The organism is Pseudochrobactrum sp. XF203 (assembly GCF_020341615.1).
In the GTDB taxonomy this organism is placed as follows: domain Bacteria; phylum Pseudomonadota; class Alphaproteobacteria; order Rhizobiales; family Rhizobiaceae; genus Pseudochrobactrum; species Pseudochrobactrum saccharolyticum.
The window spans coordinates 1,928,549-1,951,711 of the sequence record NZ_CP084392.1 but is presented as its reverse complement, the minus strand read 5'-3'; the positions used below and the strand labels follow the sequence as shown (position 1 = coordinate 1,951,711).

At 52.2% G+C, this 23,163-nt stretch carries 20 protein-coding genes; 13 read left to right on the top strand and 7 right to left on the bottom strand.

Annotated elements, in window-relative coordinates:
• Nucleotides 1-6: 6 nt before the first annotated feature.
• Nucleotides 7-1,167, top strand: a complete 1,161-nt coding sequence (locus tag LDL70_RS08855) for an alpha-D-ribose 1-methylphosphonate 5-triphosphate diphosphatase (RefSeq protein WP_151159030.1) — start codon at nt 7-9, stop codon at nt 1,165-1,167.
• A gap of 152 nt (nt 1,168-1,319) precedes the next feature.
• Here the strand turns inward: LDL70_RS08855 and dusA are convergent, their stop codons facing one another.
• On the bottom strand, nt 1,320-2,309 hold the full coding sequence (gene dusA / locus LDL70_RS08850; protein ID WP_370637826.1) for a tRNA dihydrouridine(20/20a) synthase DusA: 990 nt from the start codon (nt 2,307-2,309) through the stop codon (nt 1,320-1,322).
• A gap of 138 nt (nt 2,310-2,447) precedes the next feature.
• Nucleotides 2,448-3,152, bottom strand: a complete 705-nt coding sequence (locus LDL70_RS08845; RefSeq protein ID WP_022711501.1) for a TIGR02281 family clan AA aspartic protease — start codon at nt 3,150-3,152, stop codon at nt 2,448-2,450.
• 180 nt (nt 3,153-3,332) lie between these two features.
• On the opposite strand from LDL70_RS08845, the gene cobT reads away from it, so the two are divergent.
• On the top strand, nt 3,333-4,358 hold the full coding sequence (gene cobT / locus LDL70_RS08840) for a nicotinate-nucleotide--dimethylbenzimidazole phosphoribosyltransferase (RefSeq protein ID WP_225684882.1): 1,026 nt from the start codon (nt 3,333-3,335) through the stop codon (nt 4,356-4,358).
• A 444-nt stretch (nt 4,359-4,802) separates the two neighbouring features.
• Here cobT and LDL70_RS08835 read toward each other — a convergent pair whose 3' ends face one another.
• From LDL70_RS08835 to LDL70_RS08825, 3 genes are all read right to left on the bottom strand, one after another.
• Nucleotides 4,803-5,282 carry an Lrp/AsnC family transcriptional regulator gene (locus tag LDL70_RS08835; protein ID WP_022711499.1) on the bottom strand — a complete coding sequence of 160 codons (480 nt, stop codon included), beginning with the start codon at nt 5,280-5,282 and terminating at the stop codon, nt 4,803-4,805.
• Between the two features lie 118 nt (nt 5,283-5,400).
• Entirely contained in the window at nt 5,401-6,063 is a 663-nt protein-coding gene (locus LDL70_RS08830; protein ID WP_225684881.1) for a uracil-DNA glycosylase family protein, read from the bottom strand.
• Nucleotides 6,064-6,196: 133 nt separating this feature from the next.
• Nucleotides 6,197-6,739 (bottom strand): thermonuclease family protein, encoded by a 543-nt coding sequence (locus LDL70_RS08825; RefSeq protein WP_225684880.1) that lies wholly within the window; start codon nt 6,737-6,739, stop codon nt 6,197-6,199.
• A 777-nt stretch (nt 6,740-7,516) separates the two neighbouring features.
• Here LDL70_RS08825 and LDL70_RS08820 point away from each other — a divergent pair.
• Nucleotides 7,517-8,263 (top strand): tetratricopeptide repeat protein, encoded by a 747-nt coding sequence (locus LDL70_RS08820; RefSeq protein WP_183956639.1) that lies wholly within the window; start codon nt 7,517-7,519, stop codon nt 8,261-8,263.
• A gap of 107 nt (nt 8,264-8,370) precedes the next feature.
• On the opposite strand, the gene xth is transcribed toward LDL70_RS08820, so the two are convergent.
• Both xth and erpA read right to left on the bottom strand, forming a co-directional pair.
• Complete coding sequence (xth, locus tag LDL70_RS08815; protein WP_225684879.1) at nt 8,371-9,150, bottom strand: exodeoxyribonuclease III; 780 nt, start codon at nt 9,148-9,150, stop codon at nt 8,371-8,373.
• A gap of 80 nt (nt 9,151-9,230) precedes the next feature.
• The gene (erpA, locus tag LDL70_RS08810; RefSeq protein WP_075654866.1) at nt 9,231-9,557 is read right to left on the bottom strand and encodes an iron-sulfur cluster insertion protein ErpA; all 327 of its coding nucleotides are present in this window, start codon (nt 9,555-9,557) and stop codon (nt 9,231-9,233) included.
• A gap of 266 nt (nt 9,558-9,823) precedes the next feature.
• Between erpA and LDL70_RS08805 the strand changes: the two genes are divergently transcribed.
• The 10 genes from LDL70_RS08805 (at nt 9,824) to serS (ending at nt 23,066) form a co-directional block, all read left to right on the top strand.
• A complete protein-coding gene (locus LDL70_RS08805) occupies nt 9,824-11,023 on the top strand; it encodes a deoxyguanosinetriphosphate triphosphohydrolase (protein WP_225684878.1) in 1,200 nt (399 codons plus the stop codon).
• 128 nt (nt 11,024-11,151) lie between these two features.
• Nucleotides 11,152-12,909: an arginine--tRNA ligase gene (argS, locus tag LDL70_RS08800; RefSeq protein ID WP_225684877.1), complete on the top strand. Its 1,758-nt coding sequence runs from the start codon at nt 11,152-11,154 to the stop codon at nt 12,907-12,909.
• 189 nt (nt 12,910-13,098) lie between these two features.
• Nucleotides 13,099-16,683, top strand: a complete 3,585-nt coding sequence (locus LDL70_RS08795; protein WP_225684876.1) for an SPOR domain-containing protein — start codon at nt 13,099-13,101, stop codon at nt 16,681-16,683.
• Between the two features lie 132 nt (nt 16,684-16,815).
• Complete coding sequence (gene nagZ, locus LDL70_RS08790) at nt 16,816-17,838, top strand: beta-N-acetylhexosaminidase (protein ID WP_225684875.1); 1,023 nt, start codon at nt 16,816-16,818, stop codon at nt 17,836-17,838.
• Between the two features lie 37 nt (nt 17,839-17,875).
• A complete protein-coding gene (locus LDL70_RS08785) occupies nt 17,876-18,778 on the top strand; it encodes a ScpA family protein (protein WP_370637825.1) in 903 nt (300 codons plus the stop codon).
• A 35-nt stretch (nt 18,779-18,813) separates the two neighbouring features.
• Nucleotides 18,814-19,524 carry an SMC-Scp complex subunit ScpB gene (gene scpB, locus LDL70_RS08780; protein ID WP_151159353.1) on the top strand — a complete coding sequence of 237 codons (711 nt, stop codon included), beginning with the start codon at nt 18,814-18,816 and terminating at the stop codon, nt 19,522-19,524.
• Between the two features lie 286 nt (nt 19,525-19,810).
• Entirely contained in the window at nt 19,811-20,035 is a 225-nt protein-coding gene (locus LDL70_RS08775; protein WP_022711486.1) for a twin-arginine translocase TatA/TatE family subunit, read from the top strand.
• Between the two features lie 111 nt (nt 20,036-20,146).
• The gene (gene tatB, locus LDL70_RS08770; RefSeq protein ID WP_225684874.1) at nt 20,147-20,797 is read left to right on the top strand and encodes a Sec-independent protein translocase protein TatB; all 651 of its coding nucleotides are present in this window, start codon (nt 20,147-20,149) and stop codon (nt 20,795-20,797) included.
• Nucleotides 20,794-21,630 (top strand): twin-arginine translocase subunit TatC, encoded by an 837-nt coding sequence (gene tatC, locus LDL70_RS08765; RefSeq protein WP_022711484.1) that lies wholly within the window; start codon nt 20,794-20,796, stop codon nt 21,628-21,630. Before tatB ends, tatC begins: the two co-directional genes overlap by 4 nt.
• A gap of 155 nt (nt 21,631-21,785) precedes the next feature.
• On the top strand, nt 21,786-23,066 hold the full coding sequence (gene serS, locus LDL70_RS08760; RefSeq protein WP_225684873.1) for a serine--tRNA ligase: 1,281 nt from the start codon (nt 21,786-21,788) through the stop codon (nt 23,064-23,066).
• The last annotated feature ends 97 nt before the right edge of the window (nt 23,067-23,163 follow it).

The window sequence follows — 23,163 nt, the reverse complement described above, 5'->3', positions numbered from 1 at the left end:
GAAGATATGTCCGCTCCAAACCAAAGTAAATCTGCCGAAACAATTCTGACCAATGCACGGATCGTGCTGCCTGATGAAATTATCAGGGGCACGGTTGTCATGCGCGACGGAAAGATTGCTGCGATTGATAATACAATCTCGGCATCGGGTAAGGATATGCACGGGGATTATCTGATCCCCGGTCTGGTTGAGTTGCATACGGATCATCTTGAAGGCCATTATGCACCGCGCCCGAAAGTGCGCTGGAACCCGCTGGCGGCTATTCAGGCGCATGATGCGCAGATCGCCGCCTCGGGAATTACCACGGTTTTTGATGCGCTGCGTGTCGGCCATGACGGCGAATGCGAAGTCGTGATTGATGATATGCTATTGCTGGCAGATGCCTTGCAGGCTGCACAAAGCAAAGGCCGTTTGCGCGCCGAGCATTATCTGCATCTGCGCTGCGAAGTTTCGTCCAATGATTGTATCAGTGCGTTTGAGCAGCTGCGCGGCGCATCGGGAGTGCGCCTTGCATCCCTGATGGATCACGCACCGGGGCAGCGGCAGTTTCCGGATATGGAATCTTACCGCATCTATTTCATGCGCAAGAACAAAGTCAGCGAAGACGATTATCAGGTCTATTGTGACCGCCGTGTCGGTGAATCACAGCGCAACTCCGCGAAAAACCGCGCGCTGATTGCTGATTATTGCCATGCCAACGGCATTATGCTGGCAAGCCATGATGATGCGACGCAAGCCCATGTCGATGAGTCCGTGGCTCATGGTGTGGCTGTTGCCGAGTTTCCGACAACTGTTGAAGCCGCTGCGGCATCGCACTCCAACGGTATCGGCGTGATGATGGGCGGGCCGAATGTCGTGCGCGGCGGTTCGCATTCCGGCAACGTTTCTGCTCTGGAACTGGCCGAAAAAGGCTATCTGGATATTATCTCGTCGGATTATATCCCTTTCAGCATGTTGCAGGGCGCTTTCAACCTTGCTCATGTGGTGGAGCATATTGATCTGCCGCAGGCTATCCGCATGGTCAGCACCAATCCGGCAAAAGCTGTCGGTATGACAGATCGCGGTTCAATCGCAGAAGGCCTGCGTGCTGATCTCGTGCGCGTTCACGCCATTGACGATGTGCCGGTAGTGCGCTCAGTCTGGCGAGAATCTAAAAGAGTGAGTTGATCTGCCCTCTGATGGCCTGCAAATTGCACCTTTTTCCGCTTCCGGTGCTCACGTACTATAAGTACGCTGCGCTCCGGTTCTCAAAAGGCACAATTTTCGTCTCACCATAAGGCAGATTAGGTCTGCGCTTTATATTTGCAGAATAGTTGCAATTATTCCGCTGCCTGTTCCGCACGGGCGGCGTTGTTTTCTTCTACCTCGGCAGCGGTTTCAGACATCACCTGATAGGCTTTGCGGATGATCTTGCTGTCCGCATCATTGCGTGTGGCATCTGTCGAGAGAATTTGCCGCCAGCGGCGCGAACCCGCCTGACCCTGAAACAGCCCGACCATATGGCGGCTGATATGCGCAAGACGGCCGCCATCCGCAATATGCCGGTCAGCATAATCACACATCATGTCCAGCACTTCTTCCATCGACATCGGTGCGGTTTCATCACCATAAACGAGGCGATCCACATCACGCAGCACCATCGGTGTGTGATAAGCCGTTCGACCCATCATCACGCCGTCTGTATGCTGCAAATGGGTTGTGGTGTCATCAAGGCTGGTAATCCCGCCATTAATGCCGACAAAATGCTGCGGATAATCCTGTTTCAGCCGGTAGACGCGGTCATAATCCAGCGGCGGGATATCGCGGTTTTCTTTCGGCGATAGTCCCTGCAACCACGCTTTACGCGCATGCACCCACAGTGCATCTGCGCCTTCCGCAATCACCATGCGGCTGAGGTCTGAGAGTGCGGCTTCCTGATCCTGATCATCCACGCCGATACGGCATTTCACCGTTACCGGAATTTTCACGGCCTGTTTCATGGCTGCAACGCAGTCTGCCACCAGTTGCGGTGTCAGCATCAGGCAGGCACCGAAAGCACCCGATTGCACGCGGTCTGACGGGCAGCCGACATTGAGATTGATCTCGTCATAGCCGAAGGATTCGCCGATTTTAGCGGCCTCGGCAAGTTTCACCGGATCAGAGCCGCCAAGTTGCAGAGCGACAGGATGTTCCTGTTCCGAGAAGCCGAGCAGGCGGTCACGTTTGCCGTGGATGGCAGCATCAGCCACCACCATTTCCGTATAGAGCAAAGTATGTCGCGTGAGCAGACGGTGCATAAAACGGCAATGCCTGTCCGTCCAGTCGAGCATAGGCGCGATGGAAAAGGTTTTGGCGGCATAGAGTTTTTCTGGTCTGGTCACAATGATCTTCTTTACGGCGTCTTCTCTGCGGATGTTTCTGCGCGGACATAATGGTTAAAGACCGGCCTGTCCAGCTTGACGGCTTTTTCAGTCTGTCAGGATCAACTGATCGCGCTGCACAGTATAGGCGCTCAGGCTGTTCATGAAATTCATACCCAGCAGGCTGCCGCTGAGCTGGCCTTCCTGTGAAACCAGTGCGCGCAGGTTCTGACGGGTGATATTGCCGATGCGGATTTCCTGCAACCGCACCGATGCTGCCATAGTGCGGCCATTGGCTGTGCTGACAGGATTCGTATAGCTGAGACTGCTGACATCAATACCGACTTTTTCAGCATCAGCCTGTGTCAGCACGATTGTGGAGGCACCGGTATCGACCATGAAGCGCACGCGCTGGTCGTTCACCAGTGCATTGACCTCAAAATGCCCGTTGGACGACTGACCGATACTGACAGTTTCAGCACCATCAACGCTATTTCCGCTGATTGCATTACCGGGTATCAGCCCAGCGGTGACGCGATTGGCAATATTGGTCAGTTCATACTGATATTGATAGCCGGTGACGAGGCCGAGAATAATCACCGCCCAGATCGCAATATTGCGCATCATATGATTGAGCGGAATACCGGAACCCAGCAAACCGGCAGCCACGACAATGCCGAAAATGCTCATATAGGCCGCATCGGCAAAATCATCATTGGCAAGGCCGAGTGTTGTGCCGCTCTCGTCATTGACGATCAGAACGAGCAGAAGAATGGCAATTGCTGCGATAACCAGCCAGAATAAACGGTTCATGAAGTCATTGTTCCTGAGACTGTCGGATGATCCTGCCGAAGCAGAGCATGTCTTTATATGGAGGCTTTGGCCTGCGGGCACAATAATTTCATTTTTCTGCACTTTGAAAAACTGTGAGCAGGGCGTATAGCAGGCGCAGATGAATTTCCCCCACTACGGCTAAAAGACGGATTTGATAACGTGAGTACCAGCGGACTGCCATTTGATGATTTTCGTGAACTTATCAGCCAGCTTCCGGAAGCGAGTGAATTCGCTGGCGAAGCAGTGCGTGAACGTGAAGCGCGTTTGAGCAAACCTGTCGGCTCACTCGGGCGTCTGGAAGAGATCGCGGAATGGCTGGCTGCATGGAGCGGTAAAGCCAAGCCGCAGATCATGCGTCCTCTGGTGGCAATTTTTGCCGGTAATCATGGTGTGCTGGCGCAGGGTGTAAGCTCGCAGCCGCAATCGCTGACTATGGATATGGTCAATAATTTTGCTGCCGGCGGCGCTGCCATCAACCAGATTTGCATCGCCAATGATCTGGGGCTGAAGGTTTTTGATCTGGCGCTGGAGCATCCGACTGAGGATATTACCGTGACTGCGGCGATGGATGAGCGCACCTGTGCGGCAACTATGGCTTTTGGCATGGAAGCAATTGCCGGTGGTACGGATCTTTTGTGCATCGGTGAAATGGGCGTTGGCAATACAACCATTGCGGCTACGATTTCTCTGGCGCTGTTTGGCGGTCAGGCTGAGGACTGGGTGTCACTGGCAGCCGGTGAAGATGCAAGTGTGTTGCCTGCAAAAATCGCTGCGGTGAAAAAAGCCGTTGCTCTCAATGAAGGTAATCTGCGTGATCCGCTGGAAGTGCTGCGTCGTCTGGGTGGCCGTGAACTGGCTGCGATCACCGGTGCAATTCTGGCCGCGCGTGCCGAGAAAATTCCGGTGCTGATTGACGGTTATGTCGCCAGCGCCGCCGCAGCCATTCTGCTGGCGATGAATGGTGATGCGCTGGATCATTGCCTGTTCTCCCACGTGTCTTCCGAGCAGGGGCATCGCCTTTTGCTGGAGAAAATGGGTAAGGCACCATTGCTTGATCTGAATATCAGCCTTGGTTCCGGTACAGGTGCTGCACTGGCAGCCGGTCTGGTGAAAACCGCTGCTCAATGTCATGTCTCTATGGCAACTGCTGAAGATGCCGGTATGAACGGCCGCAGCGTTTCGTAATTCGAAACATAGTCTCAGAAATAAAAAAATCCGGCCGTGTGAGCGCGCCGGATTTTTTGCAACTTTGAGGCGGTGCTTTTTCGGTAATTTTTTATTGGGATTCAAAAATAATTTGCCAAAACTGCAATTAATTGCGGTTGTGCGCAGCCTGTCAGTTTTTAAGATAGATGCGTATTGGAGTATGAGGGTTTTAAGAGCAGGCGACAATTTTACTCAAAGTAATATTTGCTGAGAAGTCAGCCGAAGGATGTATTTACGCTGGTATATCCGCTGCGTTTTTTACAATTTATATTGGCCGGTATTTCATGTCGCCTGTAGCAAAAGTGGCACTATCCTTGCCGTGGGATAGTGCCATTTTTTGTGGAGCCGGGCATTTCCTTTTGGAATTGTAATACGGGAAATGCTCTGTCTGTTTCTATGTTGCTTCACCGTTTGGGGATGGGTTTAGTTACCGTCTTTATCAAGCACCATATAATCCAGCGGCAGTTCTGTCGTATATTTGATCTGCTCCATCGCAAAAGATGAAGAAACATTACGGATCTCGATTTTGCTGATCAGGCGCTTGTAGAAAGCGTCATAGGCGGCAATGTCCGGCACGACAACGCGCAGCAGATAATCGATATCGCCGCTCATGCGGTAGAATTCCACCACTTCCGGAAATTCCTGCACGACTTCAGCAAAACGCTTCAGCCATTCATGGCTGTGAGAGCTGGTGCGCACCGAAACAAAGACTGTGACACGCGCATTGATCTTGACCGGATCAAGCACAGCGACGCGGCGCTTGATAATGCCGTCTTCTTCCAGTTTCTGAATACGGCGCCAGCACGGAGTGGTGGACAGGCCAACTTTTTTGGCAATATCTGCTACTGCCAGCGTTGCATCTTCCTGCAACAGACGGAGAATTTTTCTGTCAAGTCTGTCCATTTTGCCTCACATTAAGCGCCGAATTGTATAATTTTGAAACTATATACCTTATGGATGAGCGCGCGATTAAACGCGAAGAATATAATACTATCAAATTGCATTAAGTTAGAAATTATTTTTATCTCGACAATAAAGGCCGGATTTTTTGACGAAGCACCGGCAAAAGCTCGTTTTCAAACCACGGATTACGCTTCAGCCAGCCGCTGTTTCGCCATGACGGATGCGGCAGCGGCAGCACGGCAGGGCCGTCATTCTGATTGCTCTCGATAAAGCGCCGCCAGTTTTTCACAGTCTCGGTCATATTGAGCGGTTTTTGCTGTGCCTGTAAATATTCGCGATAACTCGGATTGCGGGTGAGATGATATGCCTGTGCATGGCTGCCAATGGCAATAATCAGCTCGATTTGCGGCATGAGATCAAACAGCCGGTCATGCCATGTCAGGCGACATTCACGGCGCGGGGGCAGGTCGCCGCCATGCTTGTCATAGCCCGGAAAGCAGAAACCCATGGGAATGATCGCAAAGCGCTCTGCGTCATAAAACTTTTCCGGCGTCACATCGAGCCATTGGCGCAACCGCACACCGGAGGGGTCGTTAAACGGAATGCCGGTATTATGCACACGGATACCCGGTGCCTGACCGCATATGGCAATTCTGGCTGTCGGGGAGGAGATGCATACCGGCCTTGGCTCATGATCCAGCGGGCGTGGACCAAGCGGCTGGTCGCGGCAAATTCTGCAGTCATTGATCTGATGTTGCAGCGTCTGCAATGCCGTTGCCATATTACTGATTGCTCCGGTTACGCTCATTCTAGAGCGTGTCGCACTTAAGTGTATTCATGTCACTCGCTCTAGAGTCTTTGTTTGGTCGCATTATCACAGCCGTCAAGTTGGTCCAACTTGACTGTGAAATGCTCTAACGTGACTGATTTTCCCGCCGCCATTTGCCGGGGCGTTCAAATTCCCCCGCCCATAATCCGCGTTTATTCTTGCGTGCCTGTGCTTCCTCACGCTGATAGAGTCCATAGGACACTGCCCAGCCTTGCTCGACCATCGTGCGGTTGAGATCCGTCTCTCCGGCCTTGCAGAAGGCAAGGATACGATCATACTGGTCGCGTCCGTCCGCTGTGCAGGTAACAGTCTGATTGCCGATCAGGCGGCGTAATTCCGCAGTCGCATTGCGCCCGCAGTTATAATCTTTACCGTCCATATTACAGTTTTGTTGGGTTTCCGGCGTATCCATGCCTTTCAGCCTTATGCGCTGCCCCTGTATGGCAATTGTATCACCATCGTAAATATGCAGACTTCCGCCGCGACCGCTCAGTTGCGCAGGCAGGGCTTCATTCTTGTTCGCACGAACAGGCTGACGCGGCTGATTGCTGCCGGAAACAGTTTCTGCCCATTGCGGCATAAAGGTCTGCATCAACGCATATATGCCCAGTAACAGCAGTGCAGACATGATCCCTGACCGGCGAAGGAAGGAATAGGGTTTGCGATAGTGCCTGCGATTGCTGCGGCGCTGCGGCTGTCGTCTGTAAGGTTGAGGTCTGCGCCCCGAAGCAGATGGTTTCATAAGGCGGACTATAAGGCGCTGTTGTCTGAAGAAAAGAGGATTATCGCAAGCACGGCTGAAATCGTATCTGCATCTCTGCTGATACACAGAGAATCGATTCTGGATAGCGATTCTTCAGAAAATCCTGCTTCTCTATAAAACCAAGATTTATAATCACTTGCTTAACTATGTTTCGCAACGGGATGACAACTATGACGCTCTGAAACCGGATTGTTTCGTGGTTTTGAGGGGGCAATTTTATATATCAGCGTAAATTTGTGTTGTTTTGGTAACAGTATTTACCTTTCAGCCGCGCTAAGGTTCACGGAGACGAACTTGGCCTATTTCCCGCCATAAATGCGGAGCACCGATAGGAGGCAGGCAAAGTTTAGTCCTGACAAAATGTGAAACAATCTTTGCCCTTCATTGAGGTCGGTAATTGCAGAATTATAGTTTTTCTCAAAAAAATCCGCAGGTTAGCGTGCAGTCTTGCATGATGACTTCAGGTGCGGGCTCTGCTGAAGGAAATCTGTTTAGCCGACTTTATTCACAGGTCGCAATCTTGCCTGAAAAAATGGCTAGTTTTTCTCATCTTGTTAACTTGTCCTTTACCAAAGTTATTTTGGCAAACGATAATGAAAGAATGCTGTCGTGATCGGGTCGTTTAAGAAAATCGCGTATTCTGTGTGTGGAGCCGGTGTTGCACTCTATCTGGTGTGCAGCAGCGCGTTTGCCTTTGATATTCCGGACAATGCGGACAAGAAGAGCAATCCGTTTGAGGTTTTCAAATTCGGGGTATCCGCCTTTAAGAACGGCCATAAGGATGAAGCGCTGAAAGCTCTGCGCTATGCGGCAGATCAGGGACATCCGGGCGCGAACTGGAAACTGGCGAGCATGTATGCTCAGGGCGACGGTGTTCCGGAAAACGATTACGAAGCCTATAAAATTTTTGAAAAAATCGTCCATGAAGGCGCAGAGCCGGGTTCGCAGAACGAATCTTATGTGGCCGGTGCACTGGTGCAGATGGCGCGCTATCTCAAACGCGGTATTCCCGGCACCCCTGTGAATTCCAATCCTGATATGGCCCGTGATCTCTATGTGCAGGCCGCATCCAATTTTGGCGACTCGACTGCCCAATATGAGCTTGGCGCTATGCTGCTCAAAGGTGACGGGGTAGAGAAGAACAAAACGCAGGCTGCACGATGGTTCCAGCTGGCTGCCAGAAAAGGCAATGCCAATGCGCAGGCTATGCTCGGCAATATGCTGTTTCAGGCCGGCAAAACCGTTCGCGGCCTTGCGATGCTGACGGCTGCTTTTGAGCGTTGTTCGGATCAGGATTGCGAATGGATCCGTGCGATGCAGGAACAGGCGTTTTCGGTTGCCGGTGAGGCTGACCGCCGTAATGCGATTGCACTCGTCGGCCAGCACTAGCACTTGTTTGTTTTACTCTGAGTAGAAATAGTTGTGCAGGCACCGCAACTTAGCAAAATGATTCAGGTTGCGGCGCTATGGTCTTCTAATCTTTGAGATAATTTATTTCAGCAGCTAAGCTGAATAACAACCGGCACATGGTCGGACGGTTTGTCCCATGCGCGTGTGTGTTTCTCGATTTCCGCACCATCCAGCAGATTGGCAGCTTCCGGCGACAGCATCAGATGGTCGATGCGGATACCGTTATTTTTCTGCCATGCACCGGCCTGATAATCCCAGAATGAGAACATCTGTTCATCGCTGACATTGCGGATTGAATCATAGAAGCCGAGATTTTCCAGACGACGGAATGCCTGTTTGCTCTGCGGCAGGAACAGCGCGTCATTCACCCAGTTTTCCGGATGTTTGGCATCAATCGGCTGCGGGATGATGTTGTAATCACCGGCGAGCACCAGCGGCTCTTCCAGTTCCAGACGGGTTTTCGCCCAGTCTTCCAGACGCTGCATCCAGCCGAGCTTGTAAGGGTATTTTTCTGTATCCACCGGATTGCCGTTTGGCAGATAGAGCGAAACAACACGGATCACACCTTTTTCAGTGGTGAATACGGCTTCGATAAAACGTGCCTGCTCATCGCTGTCGTCACCTGGTAACCCGCGATTGACTTCAACCGGTGAGACCTTCGAGAGAATGGCAACGCCGTTAAAGCCTTTCTGGCCGTGAGTTTCTACGTGATAGCCGAGGGCTTCAATTTCCAGTCTCGGGAACAGGTCGTCCACGGATTTGATTTCCTGAAGACAAGCCACATCAGGCTGGCATTCCTGCAACCAGTGCAGCAGATTTTCGATACGTGCTTTGACACCGTTAATGTTCCATGTGGCAATTTTCAAAGACGTATCCCCGTATTGAGTTTTATAAAAAAATCTGCCGCATTTCAGATTATGCGGCAGCTATTCATGGCAGAAACCGGTCAGATTGCGAAACTGACACCGCAGCCGCAGGATGATGTGACATTCGGATTGTTGATCTGGAAGGACTGTCCCATCAGATCATCAATAAAATCAATAACCGAACCGTCAATATAAGGTACGGAAATGCTATCGATCAGCACTTTGGCACCGTCTTTTTCAATGATCAGATCATCATCATTGGTATCGCTGACGAGATCGAATTTATAGGAAAAGCCTGAACAGCCGCCGCCCTCAACGGAAATACGCAGAGCTGATTTGTCGGCTTGTTTTTGCAGAATTTTGACAATGCGTTTGGCCGCCGCATCCGATACGGAAATGTCCGTCATAATAGTCACCTTAAAATCATGGGCGGTTCAAGTTCCGCACAGGATATATGTTGATAGGACTATAATATAGGTCAGAGGCGCAGAGGGTGCAATCTCCTGTCACACGTCATTTGCCCTAAAGTTTTATACTGCACTGCATATCAAACCTGTTATTTTGCACTGCAATCATGATAATGCAGCAGAGTGCAATTGTTGCGAAAGGCCTGATGTGCTTTGCGCAAGCTTGCAGATTTTTGGTTGATGAAACACAAATCATAACAGGAAGAATGATGGACAGTATTGGTTTCGGCTATCGTGAACGTGCTCCTTATGCATGCGATCCTGCGCAAACGCGCGGACGCTTGGTGCATGAGACCGAGAGCCGAACACGCACGCCTTATCAGCGTGACCGCGACCGCATTATCCACTCTACTGCTTTCCGACGATTAAAGCACAAGACACAGGTGTTTATCGCCCATGAAGGCGATCATTACCGCACAAGGCTGACGCATACGATTGAGGTGGCGCAGATTGCCCGTGCTTTGGCGCGCGCATTGCGGCTGGATGAAGATCTGGCTGAAGCCGTGGCGCTGGTGCATGATTTCGGTCATACGCCGTTTGGCCATACGGGCGAAGATGCCCTGAATGAGAAAATGGCAGACTATGGCGGCTTCGATCATAACGCGCAGTCGCTGCGCATCGTGACCTTGCTGGAAAAACGCTATGCGGAATTTGACGGGCTCAACCTGTCATGGGAAACGCTGGAAGGTCTGGTCAAACATAACGGCCCGCTGACCGGCCCTTATTCGGATGGTGAGCCGGTTCCGGGGTCGATCCTCAAATATAATGAGCGTTTTGATCTGGAGCTTTCCGGCTTTGCCAGTCTTGAGGCGCAATGTGCGGCCATTGCCGATGATATTGCCTATAATGCCCATGATATTGATGATGGTCTGCGTTCCGGTCTGCTCACGCTTGAGCAACTGGAAGAAGTGCCGCTGACCCGCGATATTTTGCAGGAAGTGCATCGCCTTTATCCGAAGCTTGATCCGGTGCGTCGTGGCCATGAACTGATGCGCCGGCAGATCACCCGTATGGTTGAGGATGTGATTGCGCATGCGCAGGATCAGATCAAAAAATTCAATCCGCAGAGTGTGGATGATGTGCGTGCGGCCAGTGAGATGATGGTGGGCTTTTCGCCGGATATGGCGATTGCCGAGAAAACCTTGAAGAAGTTTCTCTACCGGAATCTCTATTTCAACGCGCAGGTCGTGCCGATCCGCAAAAATGCCGATCAGGTCGTGAAAGACCTGTTCGATGCTTATATGACGGCGCCGGATGCGATGCCTGCCGACTGGCGGGCAGGGATTGCCGGTAACGAGACTTCAGCCTTTGCGCGCCAGATTGCGGATTTCCTTGCAGGTATGACTGATAATTATGCCGTGCGTGAACACCGACGATTGTTTGACCATACGCCCGACTTGGCTTAAACGGGCTGCAAAACTGCCATTTCTGACTGTGTGATTTGCGAGGCGCTGAGCTTCCCCATTGCATGACGTTCAATTGATTGAATGTGAATTGCGGCTTGCTCCGCATTTATGTTCCGACAGGACAGATTATGAATATCTTTGCTGATTTCGACGTTAAAATTAAAAAGACACTGCAAGATCTTGGTTTAAAAGACAAAGACGGTGGTGAACTGGATGTTTCCCGTGTTGGTGTTGAGCCGCCGCGCGATGCCACACATGGTGATATTTCCACCAATGCGGCCATGGTGCTTTCCAAGGCGGTTGGCAGCAATCCGCGTGAACTGGCAGCCAAAATCGCTGAAGCGCTGAAAGGCGATGCAGATGTTGCATCCGTTGATGTGGCCGGTCCGGGCTTTATCAATCTGCGTCTGAATGATGATTACTGGCAGCGTCAGCTGGGCGTTATGCTGGCAGAAGGCACTGATTACGGTCGTTCAAAAATGGGCGGTATGCGCAAGGTCAATGTGGAATATGTTTCCGCTAACCCGACCGGTCCGATGCATGTCGGCCATTGCCGTGGCGCGGTTGTCGGCGATGTGCTGGCCAATCTGCTGAAATTTGCCGGTTATGACGTAACCAAAGAATATTACATCAATGATGCCGGTGCGCAGATTGATGTTGTCGCCAAATCCGTGATGCTGCGTTACCGCGAAGCGCTGGGCGAAGATATTGGCGAAATTCCTGCCGGTCTTTATCCGGGCGATTATCTGGTGCCGCTTGGTCAGGCACTGGCCAAAGAATTTGGCTCGTCGCTGCTGGAAAAGCCGGAAGAAGAAGTTCTGCCACTGGTAAAAGACCGTGCGATTGATGCCATGATGGCGCTGATCCGTGATGATCTGGCCTCCCTCAATGTGCATCATGACCTGTTCTTCTCCGAGCGCAGCCTGCATGCTGACCATGCCAAGCTGATCCGCACCGCGATCAATGATCTGACGCTCAAAGGCCATGTCTATAAAGGCAAGCTGCCGCCGCCAAAAGGCCAGCTGCCGGATGACTGGGAAGATCGTGAGCAGACATTGCTGCGTTCGACCGAAGTCGGCGATGATATGGATCGTGCGCTGGTTAAGTCTGACGGCAGCTTCACTTATTTTGCTGCGGATGTTGCCTATTTCAAAAACAAGTTTGATCGCGGCTTTGAGGAAATGATCTATGTCCTCGGTGCTGATCATGGCGGCTATATCAAGCGTCTGGAAGCGGTGGCGAAAGCTGTTGCTGAAGGTAAGGCTGAGCTGACAGTACTGATTTGCCAGATGGTCAAGCTGTTCCGTGATGGCGAGCCGGTGCGTATGTCCAAGCGTTCAGGCCAGTTTATTACGCTGCGCGATGTAGTGGATGAAGTTGGTTCCGATGCTGTGCGTTTCATGATGCTTTACCGCAAGAATGACGCGTCGCTGGACTTTGACTTTGCCAAGGTCACCGAACAGTCCAAAGACAATCCGGTATTCTATGTGCAATATGCATCTGCGCGTGCGAACTCGGTTTTCCGTCAGGCGAAAGAACAGCTTGGTCTGGAAAAAATCGAGCGTGAAGAGGCGGCAAAATACCTGTCTCTGCTCACCGATGAGAGCGAAGTGGCGCTGGTGCGTAAGCTTGCCGAATATCCGCGTCTGATTGAGACTGCGGCTATCCATCAGGAGCCGCACAGGCTCGCATTTTACCTCTATGACCTCGCAAGTGCGTTCCATTCTCAGTGGAATCGTGGCTCGGACAACCCGGACTTACGTTTTATTAAGGTTAACGATACAAACTTGTCACTTGCCAGGTTAGGGCTGGTGCAGGTTGTTTCTGATGTCTTGGTATCCGGATTGTCGATTATCGGCGCGGATGCTCCGACAGAAATGCGCTGAATAGAGTGAGGGCGGTTTAAGTTACCGCCTCTGATATTCAGGTAAAGACCGGCACGAAAGGCGCATTTGCTGCGTTTTCGTGCCGTTTTTGCAGGAAACTACTGTCAAGTTTTGCCCACATTGCCTTGCTATATTAGCAATGATTAGGGAGACGTCGGCGGGCGCTCCAGTTGAAATTAGGAAAACGCCATGACTGACAGTAGCGTGACGGGCCGCAATCAGAATCACAGTGATATTCGCGACGAATCGGCGCGGGATAATGATCCGCTGTTTGAATTGTCGCGCATTTTTGGCTTTGATGAACCGGCAGAACAAAAAAATATGCAGAATGCGCAGGCTGAACCGGAAATGTCTTCCGAGATGAGCCTTGAGCGGGAACTGATGGCAGATTTTGATGCTGAATTCGCGGCGGACTTCGCTGCTGAACCGGCACAGCCAGCCCGCAATTTCCAGCCGCAGGATGAAGTGTTCAGCCCTGTTCAGCAGACAGCTACAGAGAGCCGCTCTTACCAGCAGGCTGTCGAGCCGCGCTTTACCGGCTATGCGCCGTTGCAGCGTGCTTATGCAGAAGAAAAAGCACCGGAACAGTCCCAGCCTGCTTTTCAGCAGGATATTCCGCAATATTATGCGGAAGAGCAGGATTATACAGCTGCGGAACCGCAGAATGCGTATTATGAGGCCTATTCCGATCTGCCTCAGGATGCAGCATTTTCAGAGCCTGTGCAGGCTGCGAATGAAGATTATTTCTCTTCGCTGGAAAATGAGCTGAGCCAGAGCTTTGAACCGGAAACCGCTTTGCAGGTTGCTGCTGAGCCGTATTATCAGGAGAACCAGTATGCCCAGCCTTATCAGTCGGGTTATGGTTCCAATGCGCCTGAATATTCTGAAGCCGCGGCCAATGTTTCGCAAGAGCAGGCCGCTCAGGATTTTGATCTGCCTGAACTGAATACAGACGATTTCGATTTTTCTGATATCGGCCGTGAGCCGCAACAGGAATTTGTTGCCCAGAGCTATGACAATGTTTTTGCGGAAAGCGAGGCTTACCGCCCTGTGAATGCAGCACAGCAGTCTGATACCAGCTTTGAGGATGAACTTTCATTCCTGCTGCAGGATGAAGCACCTGCTGCGGCACCGGCTCAGACGGATAATTATGCTTATCAGGTACCGTTTGAAGCAACACCAGAAGCAGCGGCCTATGCTGATCCGGTCGTGGCTTATGAGGATGAAGTTGTTCCGCTAACCGATATCGAACCATTGTTTGATGCGCCGTCCATTGAGGTTGCCCCTGCTGTTGCCGATTTCGACGGTCAGGAGCCGGTTGCGGATCATTATGCCCATACAGATATGCAGGGCGAGGATGATTATACGCAGGCTGCACCGGTGCAGAATTACGATCAGATTGATGATGAGTTCTTTGCAGCTCCTGATCTGAGCCGTTTGCCAAACCGCACAGCCAGCGCCCAGACCAATTGGGAAGAGGACAGTGCAGATACAGCTGAAGCTCCGGCAGCCAGTTCCTTTGCGGATCTGTTCGGCGCCAGATCACAGTCTGATTACGCGGAAGAAACAACAGAAACCTATGAGCCGGAACAGGCTGTCGCTTTTGAAGAAGATCAGCAAACTGAAAATTTCAACTTTGGCGATGATTTCTACGAAGCAGAAGAAAATGCGCCCGTTGCAGAACAGGCCATAGAGCAATCTTATGTGCCGGAGCCGGAGGCTCCATTGACGTATAATGAGCCGGTGGCTCCATTGGCGTATAATGAGCCTGTGACTCCGTTGGCGCATAATGCAGTGCGTGGTTATTCTTCCTACACATTCGGTGCGGCGACACCGGCAGCTGCGGCTGCAACCACATCTGCTGCAAGCACAGCAGAACGCTCCGTCAGCAGCTTTGCGGATACGATTGCTGCTATTCCGTCTGCCTATGCTTCGCAGCCTGTGCGTGAGACTGCTCCTGCTGCAGCTTCCTACGAAGAACCGGCTTATGAAGAACCGGCTGCGGCGGATAATTTCTTCAGCAATGATGATTTCGATTTCTCATTTGATGAAGACCTGCAGCCTGCCGATGATTTCGCCGTTGCAGAAGCATCGGAAGAGCTGCCGCTTGATCTAGATCTGAATGATGAACCGGAGATTCCGGCCTATCAGCCTGCTCAGAGTGCAGCCTCCAAGCCGTTTGTACCGGCACCGGAAATCGAATCCGTTGTTGTGTCGGAAAACAAGGTTGAGCAGACACAGGCGCTCGATCTGCCTGAGGTCAGCTATGGCGATGATGTTAAAGAAACAGGGCTGAACAGTCTCGAATCAGAATTTGCAGAAATTTTCAGCACGATCAGTGTGAATGAAGCTGCCGCACCGGATACAACCAGTGAGGCGGATAAGGCTTTTGAAAATATCCTGCAGGATAATTTCGCAGACTATCATACGAGCGTCAAAGCTGAGCCGGAAGAAACCGGTTCAACTGGTGCAGGTTTCGGCACTATTGCCGGTGCTGCAGCTGGTCTTGCCGGAGCAGCCGTAGCGGGTGCAGCATTGCGTGGTTCTTCCGCGCAGAGCGGTGCAGGCCAGACAGGCAATGCCACGCAGGATGATTATTATAATCACTGGGCGGCTCAGGGTGCGCAGAATAATGATTTCGACACCTATAATCTGTCCGAGAATTTTGCCCGTGATGAGGATGACTATACGGAAGCCCGTCCGCGTGAAGAGAACCCGTTGCGTAAACCTATCCTCTGGGCATCAGTCGCTGCAGCAGCTCTGATCGTTCTGGGCGGCGGTTACTATATGCTCAAATCCGGCGGTGTTGTCGGCGGCGAACCTGCAGTTCTGCGGGCTGACAGCCAGCCGGTTAAAGTCCAGCCGGAAAATCCGGGCGGTATGGTTGTACCAAATCAGGACAAGGCTGTTTACGATCAGGTTTCCGGTACCAAGCCTGCTGCGCCTGAACAGAAGACCCTTATCAATACGGAAGAAGAGCCGGTTGATGTAGGCCTGTTGCAGGGTGCAGATGCGGAAGAAGACCGCTTATTGTCAGATGAGCCGGAAAGCACCAATAGTGCGACGCCTCCTGCTGCCAATAATCAGGCACAAGAGGCTGAGCGTGAGCTGGTAACACCGCGCACGGTCAAAACTATGGTTGTGCGCGCTGACGGTACAATCGTACCGAGTGAAGCACCGGCGGCCACTGCGCCTGCAAATAATAATGCAGCTGCAACCGATAATGGTCTTGATGAGGCATCCCGCCTGATCAGCCAGAGCGCTGTTCCTGAACGTCTGGGTACTGATGCACCGGCACCTTCTGCACAGAGTGCAGCAGCACCGCGTGTTGTACAGACACAGACTTTCACCGCTTCCGGTGAACAGGTCAAACCGCGTGAAGTGACAACAGCTCCGGTTGTGCCATCCCGTCCTGCCGAGCAGCCGGTTAATGTTGTAGGCAATGTGGAGCGTCCTGCACAAAATACTGCGCCACAGCAGGTTGCCAGCGCCACTGCGCCTGCGGCCAATGTTTCGGCCAATGTTCCTGCGGGTACATGGTTCATTCAGATCGCTTCGCAGCCGAGTGCAGAACTGGCACAGAAGAGCTATGCCAATATGAGCTCGCGTTACGGTAATGTTATCGGTGGTCGTGGTGTTGATATCAAAAGAGCGGATATTGCCGGTAAGGGTACTTATTACCGTGTCCGTATTCCGGGTGGCACCAAGGCTGAAGCCGCAGCGCTCTGTGAGCGTCTGAAATCTGCCGGCGGCAGCTGCTTCCCGACACTCTGATCTGAAAATATGTAAAACAAACATGAAATGCGCTGTGTATCTTTAAAATACGCAGCGCATTTTCTCTTTATGGGTTATGCAGAGAGCATTATCTGATTTGTCATATTCCAATAGGCGAGGAGCATTGCCGCAATGACATTTAAAGCCATGATTACCGGTTTCGAAGGTACAATGCTGACCGAAGCCGAGCAGGAATTGTTCCGTCGTGTGCGTCCGTGGGGCTTTATTCTGTTTGCCCGCAATGTGGAAAGTCTGGAGCAGTTGCGCGCATTGACCGCGCAAATCCGCGATGTAACCGGACGGGATGAGACACTGATCTTTATCGATCAGGAAGGCGGACGTGTGCAGCGTCTGCGCCCGCCGCTGGTGCCGAATTATCCGTCAGCATCGCAGATCGGTGCGCTTTATGAACAGGATGAAGAACAGGGTATGCGCGCCGCCTGGTTGCTTGGCCGTCTTCATGCTTTTGATCTGATGGGCGTTGGCATCAATGCCAATTGTCTGCCGGTGCTGGATGTGCCGGTTGAAGGCTCTCATGAGGTGATCGGTTCGCGCGCTTATTCCTATGACCCGGAAACTGTTGCGGTATTGGGCAATGCGGTTGCTGAAGGACTGATGGCCGGTGGTGTGCTGCCGGTGATGAAACATATGCCGGGGCATGGCCGTGCATTTGCCGACAGTCATAAGGAACTGCCGAGCGTTGATGCGCCTTTGAGCGAACTTTGTGCCCGTGATTTTGTACCATTCTGCCAGCTGGATGATCTGCCGGCCGCTATGACTGCGCATATTGTTTACAAGGCGCTTGATCCGGAACGTCCTGCAACGCTGTCACCGGTGGTTATCAATTGCGTGATCCGTGATATGCTGGATTATGACGGCTTGCTGATGAGCGACGATATTTCCATGAAGGCGCTGTCCGGTAATCTGGATGATATTGCCCGTGAGATTATCGCTGCCGGTTGTGATGTGGTGCTGCATTGCAGCGGCGTGCTGGAAGAAACCATTGCCGTTGCCGCTGCTATTCCTGATCTGCAAGATGAGAGCCTGCGCCGTGCGGAACTGGCTGAAGTCTTTGCAGGTGAAGCGGATCTGAGCAATGAGGCAGCGATCCGTGCGGAATTTAACGCTTTATTCCCAGAGGTCGCTGTTGCCTGATAGTCGGGCAGAACTTCAATAAATAACAGGCCGGATGATGAGTACCGAAACCGCAAAGACGGATAATCCCCAGACACCAAAGGCCGATGTGCCGATGGATGATCTGTGGCAGTCGGAAACGGCACTCATTATTCCGCCGGATAGTGCCGAAGATCTGACTCTGCATGTGGATGTGCAGGGTTTTGAAGGCCCGATGGATTTGCTGTTGCACTTGGCACGCAATCAGAAGGTTGATCTGACACAGATTTCCGTGCTGGCGCTTGCCGAGCAATATCTGAAATTCATTGAGCTGGCGCGCGACCGTAAGCTGGAACTGGCTGCCGATTATCTGGTGATGGCGGCATGGCTGGCCTATCTCAAATCGCGTCTGCTGATCCCCAAGGTCAAAGATGAGGATGGTGAGACCGGCGAACAGCTGGCTTCTGTCTTGCAATTCCGGTTGAAACGGCTTGAAGCGATGCGTGATGCGGCGGGCAAGCTGGTCAATCGTGACCGGCTGGGGCGCGATGTATTTGCCCGTGGTATGCCGGAAACGGTGCTGGTGGAAAAGACCAGCCTTTACAGCGCTTCGCTTTATGATCTGCTCACGGCCTATGCTTCACAGCGTCAGAGGCAGGCGGTTTCCCATGTGCAGATTGCCAAGCGCACAGTCTGGTCGCTTAAAGAGGCGCGGGTGCTGCTGGTGCGCATGGTTGGGGAATTGCAGGACTGGGTGGCGCTGGATGCATTTCTGCTGGATTATATTGCACGGCCGGAAGACCGTGCGAGTGCGATTGCCAGTTCTTTTGCCGCCAGTCTTGAGCTGGTGCGTGAAGGGCGGATGGAATTACGCCAGAATGCAGTTTTCGAACCGATTTTTGTACGCGCTGCCGAACGCAAGCCGGTGAGCAGTGTGCCCGATGATCTGAAGACGGATCACGAAGATAAGGATGAAGCGTGAGCGAGACTGAAATTTTGACAGCTGCTGAGGCTGAAATGCCGATCATATCTTCAGATGATGCCAATCCGTCCGTGCCGTCACGCGAGGCGCTGGGTGATGTGGTGCGTATGGTTGAGGCGATTATTTTCGCATCTTCCGAGCCGGTGACGGAGAAAATGCTGTCGGAGCGATTGCCGCTGGATGTGGAACTGCTGCCTGTGCTGAAAGTGCTGCAAAGTGAATATCGTCTGCGCGGTGTCAATCTGGTCAAAGCCGGTGACGGCTGGGCGTTTCGCACAGCATCGGATTTAAGCTTTCTGATGAGCCGCGATCTGGTCAAACAGAAGAAACTGTCGCGTGCGGCGCTCGAAGTGCTGGCGATTATTGCTTATCATCAGCCGGTAACCCGTGCGGAGATGGAAGATATTCGCGGCGTGGAAACCTCAAAAGGCACATTGGATGTGCTGATGGAAACCGGCTGGGTGAAACTGCGCGGTCGCAGACGCACACCGGGACGTCCGGTGACCTATGGCACGACAGACAGTTTTCTGGATCATTTCGGTCTGGCAGAGATTCGCGATCTGCCGGGTATGGATGAGTTGCGCGGGGCAGGGCTGCTCTCCGCACGTCTGCCTTCGAATTTCTCTGTGCCGGTGCCGAGTGTGCGGCCGGATGAGTTGCTGGCGGATGAAGACCCGCTGACTGCCGGTGATATTGAAGAGCTAGGTCTTTTCATGCCGAAGGTCGAGGATGAACAAGATAAATAGCCCCTTTTCGCTGCTGTTACTGTTAAAATTGTCATAATTCTGTGCTTGTTAACTTTTAAGCAGCGGCAGGGTTGCAGCCATTTCAAACAGCGGCACGTTACCGGACAGGGGCTTCAGCGGGGTTCTGCCGGATAAATGTTTTTTATTTTTGTAACTATGCTGTAGAACAAAGAGAAATTTCACCGGTTCTGTTTGAACAATGCTGTGATTGCGCTTAAATAGAGACTGAATTTGGATAATCCTGCTCCGGTATGAATATGCCGCGAGAGCATTTAGGGGATATAAGATGGGTAGTTTTTCGATCTGGCACTGGCTTATTGTTCTGGCGGTTGTGCTGCTGTTGTTTGGCCGCGGCAAAATTCCTGAACTGATGGGCGATGTTGCCAAGGGCATCAAAAACTTCAAGCAGGGCATGAACGAGCCTGAAGAAACCGATGTTGCTTCTTCCAAGACCATCGACAATGAGACCGGCGAACAGGTCAAGCCGACGAAGAAAACGACAAAACTGTAATTACAGATCATTCTGCCGGACTGTGCCGCCTTATGCGGCGCAGAAAGACTTTGGCCACGCGTTCGCTTTGAACACAGGCCAAAGGCGGACAGATGGTGAAATGGAACGCCGATGTTAGATATAGGCTGGTCGGAGCTTCTGGTAATTGCGGTTGTTATGATCGTTGTTGTCGGCCCGAAGGATCTTCCGAAAATGTTGCGCGCCTTTGGCAAGGCAACAGGAAAGCTGCGCGCCACGGCGAACGAGTTCCGGACGCATTTTGATGAAGCTATGCGCGAGGCAGAGCTGGACGAAGTCAAAAAGACAATTGACGGCGTGAAGCAATATGACCCGCGCAAAACGGTGACGGATATTTTTGAACCGGTGCGCAGCGCCGGTGATGATTTGCGTGCCAGCCTGAATAATGCATCGCCGAAGCCGGAGGAAACACCGGCCGTGCCTATGGATTCGCCGCTCGATCTCTCTGAAATCAAAGAGGAAGAGGCGAAAGCAGCAACGCCTGCTGCACAGCCTGTTGCTGCAAAGCCTTCAGCTGCTGTTGCCGAGCCTGCTGCTGCAGAACCGGTGAAAAAAGCCGCGAAACCCAGAGCTTCAAAAACTACGACTGACACAGCGACAAAACCTGCAGCAAAGAAAGCGCCGGCAAAAAGCGATTCTGCGGTTAAAGCTGCACCGGTAAAGCAAGCCGCAGAGAAAAAAGCTGCTGCGCCCCGTACAAAAGCTGCAGCGAAAACAACAAAAAAGACAGGAACTGAGCAGTGAGCAGTGATCAGGATGAAATAGACCAGAGCGCTGCGCCTTTGCTTGAGCATCTCATTGAGCTGCGCCGCCGCCTGATCTGGTCGATTGTGGCCTTTTTTCTGGCCTTTGTACTCTGCTTTGCTTTTGCCAAGCATCTCTTCAATTTGCTGGTTCTGCCTTATCAATGGGCGCTGGATTGGGCAGGGATGGATCGCAGCAAAGCTGCATTGATCTATACCGCACCGCAGGAGTTCTTCTTCACGCAGGTGAAAGTGGCGATGTTCGGCGGTCTGGTTCTTGCCTTTCCGATGATTGCTTCGCAGATTTACAAGTTTGTTGCGCCCGGTCTTTATAAGCATGAGCGTATGGCATTCCTGCCGTTTCTGGTCGCTTCGCCTTTGCTGTTCCTGCTGGGTGGCGCACTGGTTTATTTCTTCTTCACACCGATGGTGATGTGGTTCTTCCTTGCCATGCAGCAATCGGGTGCGGATGGCGAAGTGCAGATTTCCCTGCTGCCGAAAGTGTCGGAATATCTCAGTCTGATTATGACGCTGATTTTCGCCTTTGGTCTGGTATTCCAGCTGCCGGTTATCACATCGCTGATGGCCAAGGTTGGGCTGGTGACTGCGCAGGGCCTGCGGGATAAGCGCAAATATGCGATTGTGATTGCCTTTGTGGTGGCTGCCGTGCTGACACCGCCGGATCCTGCAAGCCAGATCGGTCTTGCTATACCGGCAATCCTGCTCTACGAAATCTCGATCTGGCTGGCACAGATGATTGAGAAGAAGCGCGCTCAGGCCGAAATTCTCAATAATCTCACACCTGCAGATGATAATGAGCAAAAATCGTCCTGATTTTCGTATCATGTGATAGAAATTGAAGGCAGCATTTATGCTGCCTTTTCATGCATTGCAGCGGATCAGTTGTGATCGTGTTGCGATATAAGAGCCTGCCGTAACCGCTTGTTGTGATTACGGTGAACCTGAACCTAAAAATAACGGTACTTCCAATGCTGGACATTAAATGGATACGCGAAAACCCTGAAGCTCTTGATGCTGCTCTGCAAAAGCGCGGAGCCTCTGCTGTATCCTCCGATGTGTTGGCGCTGGATGAAGCCCGCCGTCAGCATATCGCCAAGGTGCAGGAAGCGCAGGAGCGCCGCAATGCCGCGTCGAAAGAGATTGGCAAAGCGATGGGCGAAAAAGATATGGCAACCGCTGACCGCCTGAAGGCGGAAGTTGCCGAGCTGAAGACCTTTCTCACCGAAGCGGAAGAAGAAGAGCGTCGTCTCGATAAAGCGCTGAATGATGTTCTCTCGAGCCTGCCGAATGTGCCTTATGACAGCGTTCCTGTCGGTAAAGACGAGAATGATAATGTCGAGACACGTCGTATCGGCAATATCCGTAACTACGGTTTTGAACCGAAAGAGCATTTTGAACTGGGTGAAGCCCTCGGTCTGATGGATTTCGAGCGCGCTACCCGCATGTCCGGCTCGCGCTTTACCGTGCTGAAAGGTGCGCTTGCGCGCCTGGAACGCGCGCTCGGTCAGTTTATGCTTGATCTGCACACCACGGAACATGGTTATTCTGAAACCATGGTGCCGCTGATGGTGCGTGATGATGCGGTATATGGTACAGGCCAGCTGCCGAAATTCTCGGAAGATCTGTTCCGCACCACTGACGGCCGTTGGCTGATCCCGACAGCGGAAGTGCCGCTGACCAATCTGGTCAATGGCGAGATTGTGGATGGCGCTGAATTGCCGATGCGTGTGACTGCGCTGACACCTTGTTTCCGCTCGGAAGCCGGTTCTGCCGGTCGCGATACACGCGGTATGTTGCGTCAGCACCAGTTCTGGAAAGTGGAAATGGTATCGGTCACCGATGCGGAAAGCTCGGAAGACGAACTTGAACGCATGACCGGTTGTGCTGAAGAAGTTCTGAAGCGTCTCGGTCTGCCATTCCGCACTGTTACACTTTGCACCGGTGATATGGGCTTCGGCGCACAGAAAACCTACGATATCGAAGTATGGCTGCCGGGTCAGAACACATTCCGCGAAATCTCCAGCTGCTCGGTCTGCGGTGATTTTCAGGGACGCCGCATGAATGCGCGTTACCGTGCTGCCGGTGAAAAAGCGAACCGTTTTGTTCACACGCTGAACGGTTCCGGTGTTGCTGTCGGCCGTGCGCTGATCGCTGTGATGGAAAATTATCAGGAAGAAGATGGCAGCATCACCATTCCTGAGGCTCTGGTGCCTTATATGGGCGGCATGACCCGTATCGAAAAAGCCTGATATTCAGGTCTGGATTAAGGAAATGCCGGAGGCGAAAATGTCTCCGGCATTTTTATTTCTTCGCATTATCTCTGAATTTACAATTTTAAAGGATGAT

Coding starts and splice junctions, on each gene's coding strand:
- LDL70_RS08855 (WP_151159030.1), top strand. CDS start 7: ATGTCCGCTCCAAACCAAAGTAAATCTGCCGAAACAATTCTGACCAAT.
- dusA (WP_370637826.1), bottom strand. CDS start 2,309: ATGCTCGACTGGACGGACAGGCATTGCCGTTTTATGCACCGTCTGCTC.
- LDL70_RS08845 (WP_022711501.1), bottom strand. CDS start 3,152: ATGAACCGTTTATTCTGGCTGGTTATCGCAGCAATTGCCATTCTTCTG.
- LDL70_RS08835 (WP_022711499.1), bottom strand. CDS start 5,282: ATGGACAGACTTGACAGAAAAATTCTCCGTCTGTTGCAGGAAGATGCA.
- LDL70_RS08830 (WP_225684881.1), bottom strand. CDS start 6,063: ATGGCAACGGCATTGCAGACGCTGCAACATCAGATCAATGACTGCAGA.
- LDL70_RS08825 (WP_225684880.1), bottom strand. CDS start 6,739: ATGTCTGCACTGCTGTTACTGGGCATATATGCGTTGATGCAGACCTTT.
- erpA (WP_075654866.1), bottom strand. CDS start 9,557: ATGACGGACATTTCCGTATCGGATGCGGCGGCCAAACGCATTGTCAAA.
- LDL70_RS08805 (WP_225684878.1), top strand. CDS start 9,824: ATGATGGACAGTATTGGTTTCGGCTATCGTGAACGTGCTCCTTATGCA.
- argS (WP_225684877.1), top strand. CDS start 11,152: ATGAATATCTTTGCTGATTTCGACGTTAAAATTAAAAAGACACTGCAA.
- LDL70_RS08795 (WP_225684876.1), top strand. CDS start 13,099: ATGACTGACAGTAGCGTGACGGGCCGCAATCAGAATCACAGTGATATT.
- nagZ (WP_225684875.1), top strand. CDS start 16,816: ATGACATTTAAAGCCATGATTACCGGTTTCGAAGGTACAATGCTGACC.
- LDL70_RS08785 (WP_370637825.1), top strand. CDS start 17,876: ATGAGTACCGAAACCGCAAAGACGGATAATCCCCAGACACCAAAGGCC.
- scpB (WP_151159353.1), top strand. CDS start 18,814: ATGCCGATCATATCTTCAGATGATGCCAATCCGTCCGTGCCGTCACGC.
- LDL70_RS08775 (WP_022711486.1), top strand. CDS start 19,811: ATGGGTAGTTTTTCGATCTGGCACTGGCTTATTGTTCTGGCGGTTGTG.
- tatB (WP_225684874.1), top strand. CDS start 20,147: ATGTTAGATATAGGCTGGTCGGAGCTTCTGGTAATTGCGGTTGTTATG.
- serS (WP_225684873.1), top strand. CDS start 21,786: ATGCTGGACATTAAATGGATACGCGAAAACCCTGAAGCTCTTGATGCT.